Origin of the sequence: Candidatus Borrarchaeum sp. (assembly GCF_019058535.1) — an archaeon.
In the GTDB taxonomy this organism is placed as follows: Archaea; Asgardarchaeota; Sifarchaeia; order Borrarchaeales; family Borrarchaeaceae; genus Borrarchaeum; species Borrarchaeum weybense.
The window spans coordinates 16,090-36,701 of sequence record NZ_JAHPYX010000269.1; the positions used below are offsets into that span (position 1 = coordinate 16,090).

General features: G+C 37.2%; 16 protein-coding genes. 11 read left to right on the top strand and 5 right to left on the bottom strand.

The window, feature by feature from the left end; all coding sequences use genetic code 11:
- Window positions 1-49: 49 nt before the first annotated feature.
- The 3 genes from QVB70_RS17100 to QVB70_RS17110 all read left to right on the top strand — a co-directional run bounded on the left by QVB70_RS17100 (window position 50) and on the right by QVB70_RS17110 (window position 3,294).
- A complete protein-coding gene (locus QVB70_RS17100; protein WP_287588797.1) occupies window positions 50-421 on the top strand; it encodes a hypothetical protein in 372 nt (123 codons plus the stop codon).
- A 188-nt stretch (window positions 422-609) separates the two neighbouring features.
- Entirely contained in the window at window positions 610-975 is a 366-nt protein-coding gene (locus QVB70_RS17105) for a hypothetical protein (RefSeq protein WP_287588799.1), read from the top strand.
- Between the two features lie 180 nt (window positions 976-1,155).
- On the top strand, window positions 1,156-3,294 hold the full coding sequence (locus tag QVB70_RS17110; protein ID WP_287588801.1) for a hypothetical protein: 2,139 nt from the start codon (window positions 1,156-1,158) through the stop codon (window positions 3,292-3,294).
- Between the two features lie 241 nt (window positions 3,295-3,535).
- On the opposite strand, the gene QVB70_RS17115 is transcribed toward QVB70_RS17110, so the two are convergent.
- Window positions 3,536-3,748, bottom strand: a complete 213-nt coding sequence (locus QVB70_RS17115; protein WP_287588803.1) for a hypothetical protein — start codon at window positions 3,746-3,748, stop codon at window positions 3,536-3,538.
- A gap of 620 nt (window positions 3,749-4,368) precedes the next feature.
- On the opposite strand from QVB70_RS17115, the gene QVB70_RS17120 reads away from it, so the two are divergent.
- The 5 genes from QVB70_RS17120 (at window position 4,369) to mutL (ending at window position 11,696) form a co-directional block, all read left to right on the top strand.
- Window positions 4,369-4,917, top strand: coding sequence for a zinc ribbon domain-containing protein (locus QVB70_RS17120; protein ID WP_287588806.1), 549 nt, complete (start codon window positions 4,369-4,371; stop codon window positions 4,915-4,917).
- Window positions 4,918-5,125: 208 nt separating this feature from the next.
- Window positions 5,126-6,364: an RRXRR domain-containing protein gene (locus tag QVB70_RS17125; RefSeq protein ID WP_287588809.1), complete on the top strand. Its 1,239-nt coding sequence runs from the start codon at window positions 5,126-5,128 to the stop codon at window positions 6,362-6,364.
- Between the two features lie 90 nt (window positions 6,365-6,454).
- Window positions 6,455-7,051: a hypothetical protein gene (locus QVB70_RS17130; RefSeq protein ID WP_287588812.1), complete on the top strand. Its 597-nt coding sequence runs from the start codon at window positions 6,455-6,457 to the stop codon at window positions 7,049-7,051.
- 150 nt (window positions 7,052-7,201) lie between these two features.
- Complete coding sequence (mutS, locus tag QVB70_RS17135; RefSeq protein ID WP_287588815.1) at window positions 7,202-9,907, top strand: DNA mismatch repair protein MutS; 2,706 nt, start codon at window positions 7,202-7,204, stop codon at window positions 9,905-9,907.
- A gap of 7 nt (window positions 9,908-9,914) precedes the next feature.
- Window positions 9,915-11,696, top strand: a complete 1,782-nt coding sequence (mutL, locus tag QVB70_RS17140; protein ID WP_287588818.1) for a DNA mismatch repair endonuclease MutL — start codon at window positions 9,915-9,917, stop codon at window positions 11,694-11,696.
- A gap of 37 nt (window positions 11,697-11,733) precedes the next feature.
- Here the strand turns inward: mutL and QVB70_RS17145 are convergent, their stop codons facing one another.
- Entirely contained in the window at window positions 11,734-13,116 is a 1,383-nt protein-coding gene (locus QVB70_RS17145; RefSeq protein WP_287588821.1) for a glycerate kinase, read from the bottom strand.
- Window positions 13,117-13,223: 107 nt separating this feature from the next.
- Between QVB70_RS17145 and QVB70_RS17150 the strand changes: the two genes are divergently transcribed.
- The 3 genes from QVB70_RS17150 (at window position 13,224) to QVB70_RS17160 (ending at window position 18,399) form a co-directional block, all read left to right on the top strand.
- Complete coding sequence (locus QVB70_RS17150; protein ID WP_287588824.1) at window positions 13,224-15,359, top strand: alkaline phosphatase family protein; 2,136 nt, start codon at window positions 13,224-13,226, stop codon at window positions 15,357-15,359.
- A gap of 40 nt (window positions 15,360-15,399) precedes the next feature.
- Window positions 15,400-17,589 (top strand): hypothetical protein, encoded by a 2,190-nt coding sequence (locus QVB70_RS17155; RefSeq protein WP_287588827.1) that lies wholly within the window; start codon window positions 15,400-15,402, stop codon window positions 17,587-17,589.
- 84 nt (window positions 17,590-17,673) lie between these two features.
- The gene (locus QVB70_RS17160) at window positions 17,674-18,399 is read left to right on the top strand and encodes a glycosyltransferase family 2 protein (RefSeq protein WP_287588829.1); all 726 of its coding nucleotides are present in this window, start codon (window positions 17,674-17,676) and stop codon (window positions 18,397-18,399) included.
- A 195-nt stretch (window positions 18,400-18,594) separates the two neighbouring features.
- On the opposite strand, the gene QVB70_RS17165 is transcribed toward QVB70_RS17160, so the two are convergent.
- From QVB70_RS17165 to QVB70_RS17175, 3 genes are all read right to left on the bottom strand, one after another.
- The gene (locus QVB70_RS17165) at window positions 18,595-19,068 is read right to left on the bottom strand and encodes a hypothetical protein (RefSeq protein WP_287588831.1); all 474 of its coding nucleotides are present in this window, start codon (window positions 19,066-19,068) and stop codon (window positions 18,595-18,597) included.
- Window positions 19,029-19,406 carry a hypothetical protein gene (locus QVB70_RS17170; RefSeq protein ID WP_287588833.1) on the bottom strand — a complete coding sequence of 126 codons (378 nt, stop codon included), beginning with the start codon at window positions 19,404-19,406 and terminating at the stop codon, window positions 19,029-19,031. The genes QVB70_RS17165 and QVB70_RS17170 overlap by 40 nt, the downstream gene beginning before the upstream one ends.
- Before the next feature lie 277 nt (window positions 19,407-19,683).
- Window positions 19,684-20,469, bottom strand: coding sequence for an RAMP superfamily CRISPR-associated protein (locus tag QVB70_RS17175; protein ID WP_287588836.1), 786 nt, complete (start codon window positions 20,467-20,469; stop codon window positions 19,684-19,686).
- Window positions 20,470-20,612: the final 143 nt, after the last annotated feature.

Sequence of the window (20,612 nt, forward strand, 5' to 3'; positions counted from 1 at the left end):
CGTATTCTCTTTGATTGATATTGAGGAAAAACAGGAGGACTAAAAGAAAATGACCTCAGATAAAGCAGAAGGAGCTTCTGATGCATATACGATCTTAGGTGCGCTTGTTCTTCTTCTATTTTCTTGGACTACATTGATTATTCCTGGCTACTACGCAGTACTAGGAGGTATTCCCAATGGCGTTCTTACTCTCGTCTTAGGTTTAATATTGTTAGCGGTAACAATCATCGCTTTTATTGCAAGCGAACTTGTAAGATGGACAATACCTAAATCAAGTGTAGTACTCATCATCTTCGGCTTTGCCGCACTATTTATCACACTGCAGGGGCTAAATTTCGATCTTCTGGCATGGTTATCGAACGTGGGCGCGCTTGGATCACTAATGCTAATTCTTTCGGGGTTCCTAAAATGGTTTGGCTGATATTCGCCATATCATAGATTATATAGACATCTTGTTGATGTTGCAAGCGGGATTCTGTTTCATTCAAAATCTCGACCTAAAACCGTTCAACTCGGAAATCAACTGTCTTGAAATGCACATACCACAAGGGATAAATTATAGAATCTACAAAAAACGGTGCAAAAAATAGTTTATGGAGTGAATAAGACATGGCTAGAGAAAGACCATTGGGCGTTACTCTTTTAGCAATTGTAGTCTATATTGTCGGCATTATAGTCTTAGTTCGAGGTTTAATCTTCGTGGGGTTAGTAAGTTTCGCACTACTTACGACACCATCATGGGCGTTAGGCAATGAAGTGATTCTCGGAATTGGTTGGATATTCCTAGCGCTTGTTGTGATGGCTGTAGGCAGCGCATTATGGTATATGAAGAAGTGGGCTTGGTTTGCCACTACAATATTCGCAGTGATCGGTGTAATACTTTCAGGAGCAGGCTTACCTGCAACTTGGCTCACATTTGGGGCATTTCTGGTTTTACTAATATACCTCATATTTGCAATTAGATATTTCAGGTAAAACAAACCGAGCTAACAAGATAATGATATACTAATTTTTTTTTAATTACCAATAACAACTAATTATCAGTAATGTAGATAAACTAAATACCAAGTTAAGAAGCTTTTAATAGTTGAATCTATGCATATTTTTATAATGTATAAATTTCTATGAAAAAATAAGAATAAGGAGCGACAAACAATGTCTTTTAAGGAAGTCGATGAGAAGGAAAGCGAAGAAGAGGAAGAAGAAGAGGAAGAAGAACTTGAAGAACGAAGAGCACCACCAAAACCTGTGACAAAGGAATATGTTCCAAAGGTTAAGGAAGGAACACTTTTATTCGAAGTGCCACGAGGGAGAGTAGTTGCTGATCTTAAAGAAGAAGACCTTGAACTTATTGCCGAGAAAGATGTAACCCCAGCTTGGAAAAAGGCTGGCGAATCAAATGAAAAAAGAGTTCTAGTGATCAACTCTGAGACCGCGAGTGCTGTATTTAAGGCAGATGGCACGGTTGAAAAAACAGAAGCAACAGGTCTTATAGGTTTTTACAATCCGAACAAGAAAAATAGAGTTTGGGATATCGATAGCTATTGGGAAAACCTTGCTAAGACCAATTTAGCCGCTAGAGACGGCTTATGCCACATTGATGTCTATGAACTTGAACCTGGTGAATTTCGTGCTAAATCGTACGCTTTAAAGGAAGTAGAACCTTTACTAACGCTTAACGTATCCGTAAACACAACCCCTGGAAAGGAAAAGGGACCTAATGTCCTAATAAAAGATAAAGAAACTGTTGCCGAAGTAACGGTTACAGCTACCAATGTATCAAAAACAAAGTTAGAAAATATAACAGTCGAAAAAGACTTGGGTGGATTTGGAAGCGCGAGTGATGCAAAAGCCAAGGCAGGCACCACCAAACTAGAAGACAAAAAAGTTGTGTGGTCAGGGTTAAGTTTAGATCCTAATGGCGCTCAATCAATGACCTTTAAAGTTCCAATGAGTGCAAAAACGATAGATCCTCTAAAACTAGGTGATATCACTGCCAGCTATGTAGCGCCCGATATGACGATATCAGGTATTGCATTTATGGGATCGGATGGTTACACCAAAAACGTGACCTGGATCGATAAGGATGAGATGGATATGAGTCCCGGTCGCTGGAACTGTGCGGTCGAGTTCGAAAACCTGTCCACCTTTGAAGTCTTGCTTCGTGAAGTGGAGGTCTATCGCCAGACAGCCGAAGAACACATCTTCAAGAAACGCTCGGATAAACGGCAACATCTGATAGTTGACGAGGAGCGCCTTGACATAACGCTTAGCCCGGATACTGAGAATAAATGGACCAAAAGCTTTGTGTTCCCGGATCCAAAAGAAGAACCGATTATGAAACTGCCCAGTTTTGGTCAAAAAGTTGATTTCTCAGTCAAAAGCATGTTTCTGAGGGAACTCACTGGCTCTGTAGTACAATACGGTGGTGTAGTTACCATCGCAGATATGGAAGTAGAAAAGGCGTATAGACTAAAGGAAGTTAGCGCTGCCGAAAAAAAGGCGAATGTAACAACATTAAAGGCATGCAATACTGGTTCAGCACCATTAGATGACTTAACTTTCAATGAAACGATCCCTCCCGGCTTTGATGTTGACCCAGGTACTGTAAAAGCATATATTGTTCGACCAGGTGCAGATAAAGTAGATATTACAAGATCAATAAGGACTACGCCCCCAAGAGAGAAAGATCTTAAGAAGGAAAGAAAATTAACCATTTTACTTGAGAACGTCAATAAAGCAGACGCAATCCGTGCAATCAAGCCAAAAGAGTGCATTGAGATAAACTATGATCTTCAACCAATGTCTCCTGAGCCCGGCAAAGAATTTACTTCAAAAGTTGATGTAATAGGTAATGTTTTGGTACCGTTTCCAGCAGGAGAAGAACTACGTGCTAGTGCAGAAGATAAGATTGGCGTAAAGCCATATGTCTGGCGTAAGGTACGTGTTGGAAAATCTATCCAAGAAGGTGCGACCAAAGGCGAATATGCAATTGCGATATACTACAAGAATAAAATGAAGCCTGGGGAACTTGCACTAGTGACTGATGATGAGGCAAGCTTGCCCGATATTAGTGTCAAGGATATCCTGCCTGAAGGCTTTAAATTGGTATCAAGTACTCCAGCAGTTACCGATCAAAAACCGAGGCTAATTGAAGGTAAAAGCTTTACTGTCTTAGAATGGGCCATTCAAGATATCCGACCCGATCAAATGGTGGAGATTAAATATTCCATTAAAGGCGAGCCTGGGGCTGTATATAAAGCCAAAGAAGCACAAGCGCTTCTTACTGCGTAATTGTACCCCCTCACATTTTTTTTTATTTTGTAAGTCTAATTGTTGAGTTCAAATCTTTTATTTTCATAAATAAGTCAAGATCAATCTTTGGTGTTTTTCTGGGTAAATGAGTTTCTAATTTCGTAATTTTTTTGAATTCATCAGCGATGCTAATCAATATTTCTTCTTTTTATAAATAAGACGAAACGTCTAGTTTTTTTTCTGCGCGGAAGAAGATGCGAACGTCGCTATAGACACGATCCTAACCATCCCCTTCTAAGGTTTCGTTCGTTGTTAGACACCATTTATTCCATGTATAATAGTTAAAAAATTCCGTTGGGAATACTTCAAGTAGTAACTCTAATTTGTATGGATCTTCGCTTTCGAATATTAAGATCGATATATCAATTTCTTTGACATCCAGTTCAGGAAGTTCATTTTCGAGTTCTGTTAAGAGTTCGTCAGTTATTTTCATAATTATGCCTCTCTTGAGTAGTTAATCAAGAAAGCACTTCAGTTTCAGCGTGTGATGAATGGCAGGAGTGAGTGTTCACTTTCATCACGTGCATCGAGGGGTCTCCCTGTAGTTATATAGATGGTATAACGAAGATAGTAACGGTTATTGGAGGGATAATACGTATACTTGTACGCAAGGTGCATACTTCAATGGCAGAACGATAGTTCAAAGTACCTACGGGGCGTAGGGATGTTAAGCCTGTGGAGATAAGACCTCCGTAACCCGCAAGGGGATCGAGTCTGTCGTAGAAGCAGGAAGCCTCAATGCGTTAGCACGAGGTAGCTCACTGCGTAACCTTTTCTATTCCTTTATTTTTTTATATTTTTAGATTTTTTATATGAATCTAGATCCCTAGCTTTTTGAAAATTTGATTGCAGAAATAATAGGCACGCTAATTATCACTTTAGATTATCTATAACTCTAAATGGATCTTTATGTCTCAATTCTATAGTTCAAGTCCCCTCTATAAAGAATGATTAATGCGATAAAATAATAAGTAAGGCAAACAAAGATACAATTAGAATATTTGGGCGATCCTGTTTGAGTTGATCTCCCCGCTCCAGGAGGCTAATGCAGAGATGGGTTATATCGGTTTTCTTGGTTCAGCGATCTATGATTCTAAGGGGAAACCTTTTGGCACGATCGAAAGATTTGTTCAATTTATTGGTACTGTAATTCTAGAAGTCAAACTATCTGAGGAGATCAATGGATTAGATCAGATCCAAATCCCATTAGTAGAATGTATCATCAAAAATGATTCCATTTCCACGAAGAAATCAATTAAATCAATTTTAAACGCTGAAAAAAAGAAGAAAAAGGATGAACTAAAGGAAGAACAAGAACGTTTCAAAAAAATGCTAGAAAAAAGAAGGATGCTTTCAGAGCCCGAATCTGTAGCACCAGTTAATAATGATTCGTTAGTTTCAGAAGTTCCATCAGTTTTAAAAGAGAAAGAAGGACCTTCAACGCCTGCTGATTGGATTATCTGCCCAAATTGCGATTCTGCTTTAAAAGAACTTTACCGGTTCTGCCCTTATTGTTCAGAGCCTCTTCCATATTGTCCAAATTGCGGAAAACCCGTTAAAGAAGATTTCAAAGCATGTCCACACTGTGGAAGCCGTCTTTAACCACATTATTTCTTGGCTTCTAGACATCTAATTGCTATATAAAAATCTTTTAAAATTTGGAAAATGTTATAATGTTTTCTAACTAATTATTTAATGAGAGTATATATCCCGACTTGATCTATGTATGCTCAAAGAGTTCTTTTGTGTAAGCATTTCCGGATGGTCAAAAGCCCCACTTTTTTCAGCGGGGTTTGTGATGGTGGTAGCAATGCAAATTTTGTCTAGCCTCAGTTCTTGCCAATTTCTGGAAGAACTACGCCTTGCAGGCTATAAGAATGTCGGGGATGCCTCCCTAGTCCCCTCCTCTTCGACAGAACCACTGAATGTCATGGCTCTCAATGAGACCCTAAACCTGCTTGGCATTGGCGAAGGGAAACTTGACTCTGACAGGGAGACCGCAATCGGTAGAATTCCTGTCGTCAGCAAAAGCAATGTACCCTTAATGCCATGTCGACCAACAAAGGCGAGAAAACTGTTAGCGCAAGGAAAGGCCATCAAAAAACGCAACAAACTAGGTGTCTTCTACCTTCATCTACAATTTGACCCACAAATGCCCGTTATACAACCCTTAGCCGTAGGCGTGGATCCTGGTACGCAGTTTGAGGGCTTTTCGGTAGTTGGCAAACATGATACAGTAGTTAATATAATGTCTGAGTCAGTTACCTGGGTGAAACAAGCAATCGAAAAACGAAGAAATGCTAGGCGGGCGCGTAGAAACCGAAAAACACGAAGGCGAAAATGTAAAAAACATAGACGAACAAATCAATCTTTACTTCCGCCGTCAACCAAGGCACGCTGGGACGTAAAATTACGAATTATTCGCCAGTTATGCAAAATACTGCCTTTAAGATATGCGGTTGTAGAAGATATACGTGCTGTCACCAAGAAAAACCAGCAACGATGGAATAGAAATTTCAGTCCATTAGAGGTCGGAAAGAACTATTTTTATTCCGAATTAAAAAATCTGGGGTTAATTGTAATACTTGCGCAAGGTAATGAAACCAAACGCTTACGAGAACTATTTGGATTGAAAAAGCGGAATGGTAAGTCAATACCGGTCTTTGAAACACATTGTATTGATGCTTGGGTGCTTGCAACGGCGATTACCGGAGCATTATTTCCGACTACAAAGAGTTTGTATTATATAGTACCTTTACAGTTTCATAGGAGGCAGTTACACAGATTTAAATGCAGTAAAGGCGGTGTCAGACGACGATATGGTGGGACTATGTCGCTGGATCTGAAAAAAGGCACTTTAATACGTCACAAAAAACACGGTTTATGTTATATAGGCGGAAACCGGAATAACCGGTTAAGTTTACATTGTTATAAGACAGGTAAAAGAATCTCAAGAAGTGGTAAGAAAGAAGATTTCAAAATATTAACAAAGATACCATTTAGGACGCAATTCATTCCCCTGCCAAAGCAGGGAATACAATTGCGGTGATCAATATGGAAAGATTAGTCTCCCCTGTTTTTTTTGGTGGTGTTAAAACACCATTTAATTGAAAGAATCAGTTTCGATTGAGGGTGAATAATGACAGTAGAATTCAGAAAGGAAAAAACACTTGAAGTTGCCTTAAGGCAATGGATTAAAAAAATTAAAGCTCTGCGTGGAGCATATACTGATAATCAAGCCAAGTTGGCAGAATTTATTAAAGGAGAACTTCCCAAACTCCTGGATGCAGCAGAAAGTATTCCCGCGGAGAATACTGTAAATCTTGAGACACTTAAAGGATTAAGGGACAAACATGCTAGCATTTTTGATGATTCACAAACTCTACTCGAAAGCATGTCAGAGCAGCTAAGAAACCTTATTCTGCTAGCTGAAGATATTAATGGTATGGAGTTCAAATCAGATATCCCTACTTCTTTAAGAAATCAATTACTAGAAGAAGAAATTCTTTTAGAAAAATGTGATGGGGCCTTAATCGATTTATCAAAGACCCTTCCTCTATATTTAAGTGATGCGCAAAACGATATCAAAGAAACTATCAAAAACAGCACCCTTCTTGCCTTCGCTAATTTTCAAGATGGAATACTTGAAACTGAAAAAACTTTGGATTCACTCTTTAGTATTTTAAGGGAGAATCTGCAACTAGCCAAAGACTTAGAACGATCTAGAATATCTTAAAAATTATTATTGTCGGTATTTCTAAGTTTATCCATAGCGTAGATCTTTTTCTAAGGTGTGGCCTCTTTTCCCTTATTTTTATTCGTATGTTCTTTTTTAGAGGCAATTATCTTTTAAATAGAAATTCCAACTAATATTAGGAGATTTTCAATGTCCACTCCGATGATAAAGCAATGGAAGAAGTTCAAGAAACAAAATCCAGACACAATCTTATTTTTTCAAGCTGGTGATTTCTATGAACTGTACTATGAAGATGCGACGCTAGGACATAAGGAGTTGAATATCACTCTCACAGCCAAAAAAACAAAAAATGAAAAAATCCCGATGGCTGGTGTTCCGCTACATGCTGTCGAAAAATATATTTTACAACTTGTCAGAAAGGGCTACAAAATTGCTATATGCGACCAAGTAGAAGACGCTCAGGCATCGAAAGGAATAGTAAAAAGAGATGTCGTTCAAGTAATCACTCCTGGAACAATATTTGGAGATCAGCTTCTAGATGGGAAAATTAACAATTATCTCGTATCACTGGTGCGAAAAGGTTCGCATATCGGTCTAGCTATGGTAGATATTTCAACAGGAGAGTTTTTAGTTACCGAACTTACAGGAACTGATGCTTTTGAAGAATTTAAGAATGAAATAAACCGATTAAATCCCGCCGAGATTCTGATACCAGAAAGTTTGCTTGATGACATGGATTTGAAATCAATAATAAGTCAAGATCAATCAAGAATCATAACGCCTATAGATAGCTATTATTCAAGTTATGAAGAAACATACAAATTGTTAACTTCTCATTTCGGCACAATAAGTCTTGACGGTTTTGGGATTGAGTCACTTAAATTGGGTATTTGCGCTGCAGGAATGATAATTCATTATCTTAGAGAAACACAGAAAAGCAGCGAGCTGTATAATATCACTAAAATCGTTCCTTATTCCTTAAAAGAATATATGATGCTAGATGACCAAACTCTTCGAAGTCTTGAAGTTTTTAAAAATTTAAGAGATGGTACATCACAGTTCACCCTACTTGAGATTTTGGATCGAACTCATACACCTATGGGCAGCCGTCTTCTTAAAAAATGGTTAAGGCATCCACTAAATGACAAAGAGAAAATTCAAGAAAGATTAGATGCTGTAGACGTTTTTGTAACAAATACACTCTTGCAAGCTAATTTAAGAGAAATTCTATCGAATATTAGTGACATTGAACGAATAATCAGTAAAGTTGGCTTAGGAAAAGCAAATGGTAGGGATCTCCTAGCTTTAAAGGATTCTTTATTGTATATTCCAGCATTAAAAGATATCCTAAATATAGATTCTAAATTAATTTCAACACTAAAAGACCATCTATACAATCTATCAGATTTAGTTCAACTAATTGAGCGATCCATCAAAGAAGATTGCCCTTCTTCTGTTCGTGAGGGTAACATTATCAAACCCGGTTTTAATGAACATCTTGATGAACTTCAAAGCGTCCTTTCCGAAGGAACAGATTGGATTCTTAAATACGAGAAGGAAGAAAGACGCCGAACGAGGTTTGATAAACTCAAAGTAGGTTTTAATAACGTTTTTGGCTACTATATTGAAATAACACAAGCGGCTCTTCGAAAAGGTAAGGTTCCGGAAAACTATATTCGTAAACAAACGTTGGTTAATTCTGAACGATTCATAACGTCAGAATTAAAACAATGGGAGGATAAAATCCTCGGTGCTGATGAAAAAATCAAAAATCTCGAATATGAACTTTTTTGCGAGATAAGACAGGAAATAGCTAAACAGATTGATAAAATTCAAGAAAACGCACAAAGTATTGCTATTTTAGATGTTATATCCACTTTTGCTGAAATCGCATCACAGAACCAATATATCAAACCAACTATTCTGGATAGTGACCACATAAATATCGAAGGTGGACGACATCCAGTTGTAGAAAAAGTACTTGGCGAAGAAAACTTTATTCCAAATGATACGCATTTAGATTCACATGGAAACCAAATAATGATCATTACAGGCCCGAACATGGCTGGAAAATCAACTTATCTTCGACAGGTTGCTCTAATTGTACTAATGGCTCATATTGGATGTTTTGTTCCAGCTAATAATCTCGCAAAAATTGGATTATGTGATCGTATCTTCACAAGAGTAGGGGCATGGGACTTTATCGCTATGGAACTAAGCACGTTTATGGTTGAAATGGTTGAAGTAGCTAATATTCTTAACAATGCAACAGCGAAAAGCCTGATTATACTTGATGAAGTTGGTCGTGGCACGTCAACTTATGATGGGATGGCCTTGGCATGGGCAATTACAGAATTTTTGCATCAAAACTCGCATTCTGCCGGTAAAACGCTTTTTGCAACGCATTATCATCAACTAAACCAATTAGCTGGATATTATCCTCGCATAAAGAATTATCAGTTTGCGGTAAAAAGAAAAGGGCAGGAAATTTTGTTTTTACACAAAATTTTGGAAGGTGGGACTGACAAAAGTTACGGAGTGGAAGTCGCACGACTCGCTGGGCTACCTCAAACGGTCGTAACTAGAGCCAAGGAGATTTTAGATGTGTTTGAAAGTTCAGAAACTCCAACAGTTCTGAAATCAAAAAAGCTTCCGACCGATAAACCTGAATTAACACAGCTAACACTTTTTGATGTTAACAAAATAAACTCTAATAAAAAAGAAAGGCTAGATCCAATGGAAGAAATTTCTCCAGAGCATATTCTGGGTGATAAGATAATTAATGAACTTAAAAAAATAGATCTAGATAATATTACGCCTTTAAATGCCCTGAATGCACTCCATGAATTGAAAAAGAAACTAAATGAAGAAGATAATAAATACACTTATGAGTGATGTCTCTGTGAGTCAAATTGTTGTTTTATCGGAAGAAATCATCAACAAGATCTCCGCGGGAGAAGTGGTTGAGCGCCCAGCAGCAGTCGTTAAAGAATTAGTCGAAAATGCAATTGACGCAGGTGCAACAAAAATCATTGTTAAAATCCAAGAAGGAGGAAAAAAATCAATCTATGTTTCAGATAATGGAGTTGGAATGTCACAAGAGGACGCTGAGTTAGCTCTCCTTCGATATACAACCTCAAAAATAAGAACTGCTAAAGACTTAACGAATATTTCTACATTAGGCTTTAGGGGTGAAGCATTAGCAAGTATTTGCGCTGTTTCACGGCTGGAATTAGTTACAAGGACTGAAGATCAAACTACTGGTACTAAAATAATTGCAGAAGGTGGAATAATCAAAGAAAAATCAGAAGTTGCTTCTCCAATTGGAACGATGATCTTTGTTCGTGATCTCTTTTACAACACACCTGCACGAAAAAAATTCTTGAAAATTGCCCCAACTGAGTTTAACCATATTTTTAACGTTATACGGCATTATGCACTACGTTACTCAACTATCTATTTCCAACTTATTCATAATGATAGAGATATTATTAGTACTCCAAGTAAAACACTTCTTGGTAGAATTACTGATATTTACGGGAAAGATATTGCTCAAGAGATGATTTCAGTCGATTATTCAGCAGATGACATTAAAATAACTGGATATATCTCAAGTCCAAATTTAACACGAGGAGATACCTCTTATCAATCGATTTTTGTGAACTCTAGATATATTAAAGATAGCCAACTTACGAAGAGTATTGAAAATTCTTATGGTCAATTACTGGAAAAAAGGAGACATCCCATTATAATTCTCAATTTAGAAATAAACCCAAGAGAAGTCGATGTTAATGTTCATCCAACAAAACGTGAAATACGTTTTAGCAAAGAAAAACTAGTTTTTGAGGCGCTTAAAACATCAATTTCTAACGCACTAGCCGAAAAGGACCATATTCCTTCCGTAGAGATTAGAGAAGAACCGCTTTTAAGAACAACTATACATCCAGATGCTCTAATCGAAGAAACTGTTGGTCATGATACAAGTAAGTCAGAAGATATTATGAAAATGACTATGAGTAAATCCGAAAGCCCTTCAATAACTCCACCACTACGTTACTTCGATTCATCAGCAGAGTCTGTAGCACCTCTAAGGAAGGACTTTACTATAGATAAATTAGGGGATCTAGTCCTACTAGGTCAGGCTCATTTCACTTATCTTATATTTCAAGACAAAGAAGGGCTAATACTTGTAGATCAACACGCTGCAGATGAGCGTGTGCAACTTGAAAAACTAACCAAAAAATACATGAACTCAATAGATACTCAGGACCTTCTCGCCCCAATAAAGATAGAACTTAAATCACACGAAAGCGAGATGCTAAAAGACAATTTAGATATTTTAAATGAATATGGGCTCAATATTGAACACTTTGGAGGAACAACATTCGTTATTCGTAGTCTGCCAATCGGTCCTGTAGATGTTAAGGAAATAAAGGAAATGGTTGAGGAATTACTCTCATCTGGCGATCTGGAAAACAAAGAAACACTGAAGGAAGCAATAATTAAATTGATGGCGTGTCACTCCGCCATAAGGGCCGGTGAGAAACTTTCAGTCGATACAAGCCTATCCTTAATAAAAAATCTATTTCAAACTGAAAATCCATATACCTGTGCTCATGGTCGACCAACTCTGATACGAATAAGTAGTAAACAATTGGAGAAGTTATTTAAACGAATTGCTTGAAAACCAATCCACCTTGAAGATCTGAAGTTCGATATTCTTAAATACATATTAAGATGATCAGATCCATCACATTAGTGCCAGTTGGCCCAGTAAGTACCAAATCGCTGAGCTCTTGGAAAAAATGATAGGCGTCGTTGTTTTCTAAACGTTTTTGGGGCTCTAATCCCTTCTCTTTTGCTCTCAATATTGTTGAAGGACCAATAAGCGCACCTGCTGCGTCAGTAGGTCCATCGATTCCATCAGTACCAATGGATCCAAAAGCAACTCCTTCCAGTTTTCCTCCTATTTTTATGGCCGCCCCCAAACTGACCTCTTGATTTCTCCCTCCCTTTCCAGTTCCAGTTACTGTTACTGTCGTTTCTCCACCTGCTATGATGGCACATGGTTTAGGGAGTGGGTGTCCATGCGTATGAATTTCTTTTGCTATTGCTGCAAAAGCAATGCCGATTTGACGCGCTTCACCTTCCAATGATGATGTTAGAATGAGGCTATTTAATCCAAGTTCTTCTGCTCTAAGTTTCGCAGCAGTACAAGCGCTAAAATTACTACCGATTATAACGTTATGGCAAGAAGAAGTCATTTCTTTGGGTGTTTCTGGGATTTTTTGAGCGAGTCCATCATTTAAACGTCTTTTTATAGTCTCTGGTGTCTCATCCCAGAGTTTATAGCGCTGAAGAATTGCAATTGCGTCTTGATAATGGGTTTCATCAGGGGCAGTAGGACCTGATGCAATGGAATCCAGAGGATCACCTACCACGTCTGATAAGATTAAACTAATCAATGAAGCGCCATGTTTACAAGCATGCTTTGCAAGTTGCCCTCCTTTAAAATTCGAAATGTGTTTTCTGATGGTATTAATCTCGTGAATTGTAGCTCCAGATTTTAGAAGATCCTTTGTGATTTGCTGTTTTTCTTCTAACGAAATTTCTCCTGCTGGAGCTGGCATTAAAGCAGATCCACCTCCTGAGATCAATGCAATAATCAAATCATCCTCTTTAGCTTGACCCACTAAGTCTAACATTTTCTTAACACCATTTATGCCATCAATTGAAGGAACTGGATGATCTGCTTCATTCAAGTTAATTGACTTCGTTTTAAAACTTGATTTTGTCCCTCGTAAGATATTTATCTCACCTGAGGTTATTTTATCTCCCAGGATTGCTTCCAATGCTTCTGCCATAGTTCCACTAGCTTTACCTCCCCCTACAACAAAGATCCTTTGCAGTTTTTTGAGATCAAAGTCATAGTTTTCAATATGTAAGATGTTATCTTCTCGCTCAAATTGTACATATTTTTGGATTGCATTTTTTGGATCGACTGAATTAATTGCCTTTTCTACGATATCAAGTAAGATCTCTCTGCACTGTTTGTCCTTTTCATTACGTGCATTTTTAATTAATTCTGCTTTGTTCTTAATCAATACAAAAACCCCGCAAACATAAGGTAAGTATTTTTAAATGAACTCTTAAGTTGTCACATAACATTTTCAAAAACTTCCATATAAAAAAATCGTAGGAACGAGATGTCATGGCTTTTGAACTTGATCCAACACTCTTAACCGTCATTATAGTTTTCTTTATACTCATATCAATTGAAGCTATTCCGATCGTCGCATTAGCATTAGAGTTCTTTGTGGTGCTTTTACTTACTGCAGTTCCTCCGCTTCTCACGATAATCATCGGGACGGTTGGCATTGTTATAGGCTCCATGATCTCGTATTCCTACACATATCTACTCTCCGAGAAAGTCCCATGGATACGTAAACTTTTAGAAAAGAAGAAGATTGAACGTATGATAAGGTTTTTTAACAAACGTGGCGATCCACTTCTTATTGCAACTCGTTGCATACCATTTCTTCCATTTAGACCTATGAATTTCGTTTGTGGGGCAACAAAATACCCTTGGAAAAAATATTTCCCTATAACACTGTTTTGCTCATTTGTTCGAGTGTCTATAATAGTTGCTATTGGTCAAGAGATCTTAAAACTTAAGGTGAGTTTACTCCCTCTGTTTATTGTTCTGTTCATAGTCATAATCATTATTGGCATTATAGTTGACAGAGTTCTAAGTAAGGTCATAGCTAAAGAAACACTTGAAAGCACAAGTCAAGAAATTCCATCTGTCCCGACATCAGCAACAGATTCCTGCGAATCTATTGAGAAAACGCATGGGTTGAAGCGCCTAGAAATTTATGCGGCACGTATGTGGAATTTACTTAATGAAGGGAAGTCCTTCTTTTTGATATTTTCCGTTTTTATTATCTTATTGCGTGTAATAATTATTCCTTTTCTTATTTTGGTGGGCGCAAACTTTTTTCCTATGGACGGTCTCTTAATATTATTAATTAATTATAGCAATACTAGCCTTATTTCATCGGTCTTGTTTATAATTCCTTTTCTCGTCGTGTTCATAATCTTTGATTTTCCTCTTAAGTATCGAGTATTTCTTTGGGTTCTTTTAGGTGTTTTCTTCCTTATTTTTCAGTATATTGATTTAATCTCTTCAATTTTGATCTTAATATTCTATTTTTTCTTCACCGTTTTTCTATGGGGGTCTATTTATTATCATTTTCGAGTTGGCACGTCTCTCACAAATTTTAGAAGATTTTGGAAACTCGTCTTAGAAAACCCTGATTCGACAAGTGGAAATTCACTCGAACAACTTCCAAAAATTTTTATCACGGTATCTTTGTTTACGTTTTTACTTCGTAATCCTATAACTACCTTGACTGATAATTTATTCCTACCTTACCTTATTTTATTGATACTTGCAGTTTCTATGGGACTTTTATCTCATCTACTCTACTTTAGGATTATCCCAAGAGAAACTGGAGTTCATACAACAATTATAAATAATGAACGACTTGTTGACCGCATATATGTCATTGTAATTGATGGATGCCGAAGGGATCGGTTAGAAGAAGCTGATACTCCTACTATTGATTATTTACGTAACGAAGGAACTGAATATTCTAATATGAGGACAGTTTACCCTGCAAGGACAGTTGTTTGTTTCTCAAGCATGTTTACTGGTGCTGGCAAAGAAAAACATGGTGTGACAAGTAATTTGGTACTCAAGTCGTTTTTCGGGAAAAAAGGAGTTAAAGTGGAATCTATTTTCGATACACTAGAAAAAAATAACATGAAAGGTCGGATGGTTGCAATTGCGCATCTTATTGATGCATTTGGAGAAAAAATTGTACAAACAGTGAGCGCTGTTTGTCCCAACGACCTAATCGATGGAGTCATTTTTAAGACAGCAGAATCAATCATTGAAAAAGAAGATCCAGAGTTACTCGTAATTCAACTCATTTCAACTGATCAGACGGGTCATGTATTCGGCAGTTCATCCCTAGAGTATCTGCAAAAAATTGAAGAAACTGATAAAAAGATTTCAGAATTTCTTGAATGGCTGAAGGAGAAGGATAAACTTAAGAATTCAGTCATCGTCATTATGGCTGATCATGGACAATCTCATCGAGGTATCGGTGCACATGGACACTGGGACAAAGGCGAACGAGAAGTGCCTTTTATTATATGGGGTCATACAATTAAAAAAGGTGTAAAAATCGATAAAGAAGTCAGAATATTAGACCTTGCACCAACTTTAAGTTATCTATTTGGAATTCCTCCACCCAAAGAGTCAATCGGCATTGTTCTCTAGTCAAGCGCCTCAAATATTCCCCTATGTTTGAAGAACCCACATGGTCCTTAAAATGAGGTTAAATGCAATTAAGAAGTACCGGATTGGTCTTGTCGTCGTTGTTATCATAAATTTTCTATTGACACTACCAAGACTGTATGAGGGAATTCCTTCTGGAATCGATTCAAACAGCCATTTATTCAAATGTATCTATATTTTTGAGTTTACAAAAAGGTTCGGTCATTTTCCGAGTTGGAGCGATGCATGGTACGGTGGCTATCCGATTTCTCTATTTTATCCTCCATTGAGCTACCACATTGCGGTTTTTGTAATGCAATTTGGCGTCCCGCCTCTCCTCGCTTATAAACTAATTGAAATCATCTTCTACGCATTAGTAACTCCGTTAGCAGTTTATACGTTAACCCAGGGACTTAAATTTAAAAAAGGAGTGGGGGTTTTTGCAGCGTTATTGTTTAGTGGAATACCTGAAGTTTTATTAAACTTGATGAGGATGGATAGATACCCAAACATCATAGTTATTCCACTCGTTTGTCTATTCTTTGGAATATTCTTCCGTATGAAAGGAACAAAATATTTTGTATTATCTTACGTTTTGTTAGGCAGCATTTTTCTTACTCACCATCTGACCGCTGTGTACATCAGCTTGCTTTTTCCAATCTATATTCTTTATCAGAGATTGAATGGAGTCAAAATCTCAAAGAGTTTTCTAGTAAGTTTATCTGTGCTTATTTGTGCATTTATTATCGCGGCATTTTGGACATTTCCATTTGTGCTAAACTTAAATCAATTACAAGAAAATCCCTTTATTAACAGGTCCATCCTGGGATCACATACCCTCTTTGACACATTAACAGATATCAAATCTATTGGACTTGGACAAGTTTTGCTTATGCTTTTCGCAGGCGTGTTTTTAGTGGTTGCGTCATTCAAAAAGCATCTTGAAGGATTGCTTCAGAGATTTTTTCAAAAAAGTAGTTTCTTTCTTGTATTCTTCTTTTCAATTCTTGCTTTTGTCTCATTCTCCTCCTATATAATCTTCCAAGATCTTTTAGACATCATATATTTGCTTTTACTTGGCTTTGTAGTTCTAACTCTGATTTTCCAGATTCCTTCAATCAATGCAACAAAGTTTTTTGAAAAGAAAGCATCATCGGTAATTTTCTGTCTTATCTGGTTTGTCCTATTTTTTTGGCTAGGACAAGGCGATGAAGCATTATTATATCAATTATTACCTTATTGGCAAAAATTGGACCCTGACCGTTTTATCCTGTTTTCTTCGATTCCTTTAGCAATCCTTGGAGGATTCATATTAAATCATATTCTAACTACTTTTAATTCTGTCAACATCCACTCATTCTATCCTGTCCATACGAAAGAGCGGAGGTTTCTAGTATTCACTGGTTTGATGATATCCCTACTCGCTTTGAATTCCATTCAATTACAAAGGCATACTACGGATCCCACTTTGTATCGTGAAAATCATGAGTTTCCAAATGAAGTGTTTACTTATTTTGAAAGTCAAAAGGATTCTGGAAGAATCTTACCGATTCATTGTCCTAACTGGATCTATTCTTTTCCGGTAATTGGTGGTAATAAGTCGATCATTGACGGCTGGTACCCACAAGGACGTTTATTAACACCAATTCGATCGATAAGATCTTATTCTATTAATTACCTGTCTCTAGACGCAAATAGAACAGAAATTTGGAGTAACCTTATTGAAAATGCTGAAAATCTTGCTATTGGATGGATACTTCTTGGAGATGCACAGTATGCAGACCTTATTCCACTAAATGAATTCACTTTGGAGTTATACGCTGATGGCATCTTTATTTACAAAGCGAAATTCAAAGTCGGCATGATTACTACAAATCCAGATTACTTGATCGATAAATGCGTACTCAGAAGGTATTCCGCTGAAAAATTTGTGATTGAGGTTCAGGACCTTACTAGACCTGCAGAAATAATCATCAAAGAGGCATACTTTCCATATTGGACAGCCTATGTCGATGGCATCCCAGTAGATGTTTCAAAAAATGTAGATGGATTTATTCAAGTGAATATAAATCAAACTGGAGATTTCACTATTGAATTAAAATACGAAGAAAAGTTTGCCTTCGCTGCTGGAGTATCTTTTCTAGCCTTGTTTGGAATTCCCATTCTTTTAGAGATCTTTCGAAGAAATGTCTATGCAAAGAATACTCGACTGAGGAAACTTTTTAATTTGTGAACATATTCTTGTGGTGTATCATTCACTAGAACAATTAAACCATATCCCCCTATTATGCAGAAGCATCATAAGACGGCGAAATCAATGGAAAAAACTAAAAATAAAAAGTTAGCCAAAAAAAAGTCACTTTTTATTATGATACCTGCTTATAACGAAGAAAATTCGATCGCTGAAGTCATTCATAGAGCTAATAATATTAAAATAAACAATGTTGAAATTATCACTCTTGTCATAAATGATGGCTCTAAAGATAACACTGAACGTTTAGCAGCAGAATCAGGAGCAGATTTAATTGTGTCACATAAAGTTAATAGAGGTCTAGGGGCAGCAATACGGACTGGTGTCGAAAAATCATTAGAAAACGGGGCTGATATGGCTGTTATGTTAGATGCTGACGGTGAGTATACACCAGAAGAAATTCCAGCATTAATTAAATTGATTTTACGCAATGAAGCTGACTATGTGTTAGGATCACGATTTATGGGATCAATACTTAAAATGAAAGTCCAAAGACGACTTGGAAACCTGTTTTTGACGGCACTTCTTATGTTATTTACGGGGCGACGAATTTCAGATGGACAAACTGGTCTACGGGCATTTAGTAAACGTGCTCTACAAAATTTGGAGATTGTGCACGATTATAATTATGCACAAGTACTTACAATCGATTTACTAAGAAAAGGATATCGACTCAAGGAAATTCCGATTTCCTATTCTTTCAGAAAAACAGGAAAAAGCTTTGTACGCTTTAAATCATATGCGTTGAAAGTTTTTCCAGCAATGATTAAAGCACGACTCCGGCGTTTGTGACTTTTTTCGTCCTCATACCTGTCATCCATTCCCGTCGTAGAAGGCGTCAGACCTCTCGGGTTCAGTCTCATGCACAAGAACGTGTTCTCCGCGTGTTGCGAGGAACATTCCGTCTTGTAGTTGGCATATTGTCCAGCAACTATGAAAAGTAAAAGTATTATGCAGATCATTTTTTAAGCTCCATGTTAAATACTTCTAAAAGCCTCCTAAGTCATCTATGTAGAGATTAACCATTAAGAGTAAGTGATTTTTTAATGATGAAAAACCGAATTTGAGTGCTTCATTGATCCGATTAAGTGTTTGAGACTTATAGATATAGGAATAGAGGGCATAAAGAGAGTATTGGCGTGTTTCGATCTCTTTTTTTAGGGTATCAAAATGAATTTTTGTTGTTTCAGTTACGCGGTAACGTGAAGGAGCGGAGAACCTGAATTTTCGTGAGATGCTGGAGGAAAATCTATCGTAGTATTGTAGGGTGGAAAGTAAAGGTAACTCTCTGTAATCTAATTCGTAATTATGATGATTCTTAACCAATTGATAGATATAGTCATCGGAGATTTTGACCTCTGTATAGATTTTACTTGGATGTCTTTCAGTATTGACGAAATCGTGGAGAAGCATGGCGATCATCAGTTTTTGCATTGCATCTGAGAAGTTTGTTGGAAGCATTTTTCTGATCTTGATTTTTTTTGGAGAATAGAGGGGTTTCTTTTGAAGTTTTTCATTTCCTGCCATTGTATTTGCCCCATGCCTTCATGGGTGTATCTTCCGATGCTATCTAGGGCAAGTGCTTCATCAAGTTTATATTCTGGAGCGATGACTTCAATATTGCCATACCAAGCCCTAAAAGTCATAGGTGCTCGTCTTTCACCCTTTGTAAGTTTGCCAAACACTCGTGGGCGCCCTTGAATGGTGACGATACCGATGTTTTTGAGTCCAAACCGATTTCTCTTAGCGACTACAGGTGTTTTAGTTATCCCCAGTAATTTAATCCAGTTTTTTGTCATCGTTATTCCTCTTTATGAATAGTATCCCGTTATTAACATTTTAACGGGATATCTAAACGTATCGGTTTTTTTACCTTTTCTTCGTAAATTGGATATCACTTTTATCGTCCCTTGGCTGTCATCCATCCCCATCAATACTAGAGGCGTGGGACCTCTTAGATGGTTCAGTCTCATACGCAAGAACGTGCTCCTCACAATGTGAGAGAAGCATACCGTCATGGATGAGAAAAAAGAAGAGTAGAAGAATATTGCAGAGTCTTCGATCATTTATCTCCCTTCAAGCGTCTAATGCGTCTAAAATTGTCCTCCAATCCTCAATTTCATCAAATTCAATTGATTCCGCTTCGATTTCTTCATTGACCTTATAGATACCATTGTTTCTTTTTACGGTCTTGATAACTTCAATTTTTAGAAGATCAAAGTCCAAAAGTTTAACCTGTCCATAGCCTGCGTTCTTACCGCCTCCAAGCGTTTCGATGTATAGCAATGACTCCATGAGGAATTTAATCTCTTCTTTAGTCAGAAGAGTTACATCAATAGAGAATGTGAAATAGCCACTGAAATAACTTTCACGAAAATCTTGGATAGGTATACCCTCATAACTTAACGCTATCCTATTTTCGCTCAAGATATGAACTCTTTGCACCGCTACATCAGTATTATATTCTTTATGAGAGATAGAAGTAATAGGATCAGCATAGACAGAAATCCGGGATTCTTCGCGAAAACTACCAAAGATTCTTCGGAGAATACAGGGAGTATCACACGCACCAAGTGGATGAAACCCGTTAGGAATGAGTTTAGTGCCGTCTTTGAGTTCGGTTTTTTCACTGGTATGACAGACTTCGATACCACAATCTTGAGCCAGCGACATGGCGGCATGTCTTAGCATGCCACGCAAACCTTTGATATAATATACTTTGGTATTGAAGGTCTTTTCTCCATTTATATAAGGAATTTCACCGAGAAGCAACATGGTAGAATTTTTCTGTATGGAGGCATTCAGGGGTTTGGCAATAGGGGTAAAGGCTCGAACCACAAGTTGTTTTTTTGTTTTTTTCATCTTTCTAACCTCGTTTAAATCTCAATAATAACTTTTGCAACTAGATATATAAACCTATCGCTTTTTCTACCTTTTTTTAGTAAAATGGATGATTTTATACGCTTCTTTTTGAAAATAAAGCGTTTTAAAGACGTTTTTTTGTA

Coding starts and splice junctions, on each gene's coding strand:
- QVB70_RS17100 (WP_287588797.1), top strand. CDS start 50: ATGACCTCAGATAAAGCAGAAGGAGCTTCTGATGCATATACGATCTTA.
- QVB70_RS17105 (WP_287588799.1), top strand. CDS start 610: ATGGCTAGAGAAAGACCATTGGGCGTTACTCTTTTAGCAATTGTAGTC.
- QVB70_RS17110 (WP_287588801.1), top strand. CDS start 1,156: ATGTCTTTTAAGGAAGTCGATGAGAAGGAAAGCGAAGAAGAGGAAGAA.
- QVB70_RS17115 (WP_287588803.1), bottom strand. CDS start 3,748: ATGAAAATAACTGACGAACTCTTAACAGAACTCGAAAATGAACTTCCT.
- QVB70_RS17120 (WP_287588806.1), top strand. CDS start 4,369: ATGGGTTATATCGGTTTTCTTGGTTCAGCGATCTATGATTCTAAGGGG.
- QVB70_RS17125 (WP_287588809.1), top strand. CDS start 5,126: ATGCAAATTTTGTCTAGCCTCAGTTCTTGCCAATTTCTGGAAGAACTA.
- QVB70_RS17130 (WP_287588812.1), top strand. CDS start 6,455: ATGACAGTAGAATTCAGAAAGGAAAAAACACTTGAAGTTGCCTTAAGG.
- mutS (WP_287588815.1), top strand. CDS start 7,202: ATGTCCACTCCGATGATAAAGCAATGGAAGAAGTTCAAGAAACAAAAT.
- QVB70_RS17150 (WP_287588824.1), top strand. CDS start 13,224: ATGGCTTTTGAACTTGATCCAACACTCTTAACCGTCATTATAGTTTTC.
- QVB70_RS17155 (WP_287588827.1), top strand. CDS start 15,400: ATGGTCCTTAAAATGAGGTTAAATGCAATTAAGAAGTACCGGATTGGT.
- QVB70_RS17160 (WP_287588829.1), top strand. CDS start 17,674: ATGGAAAAAACTAAAAATAAAAAGTTAGCCAAAAAAAAGTCACTTTTT.
- QVB70_RS17165 (WP_287588831.1), bottom strand. CDS start 19,068: ATGCTTCCAACAAACTTCTCAGATGCAATGCAAAAACTGATGATCGCC.
- QVB70_RS17170 (WP_287588833.1), bottom strand. CDS start 19,406: ATGACAAAAAACTGGATTAAATTACTGGGGATAACTAAAACACCTGTA.
- QVB70_RS17175 (WP_287588836.1), bottom strand. CDS start 20,469: ATGAAAAAAACAAAAAAACAACTTGTGGTTCGAGCCTTTACCCCTATT.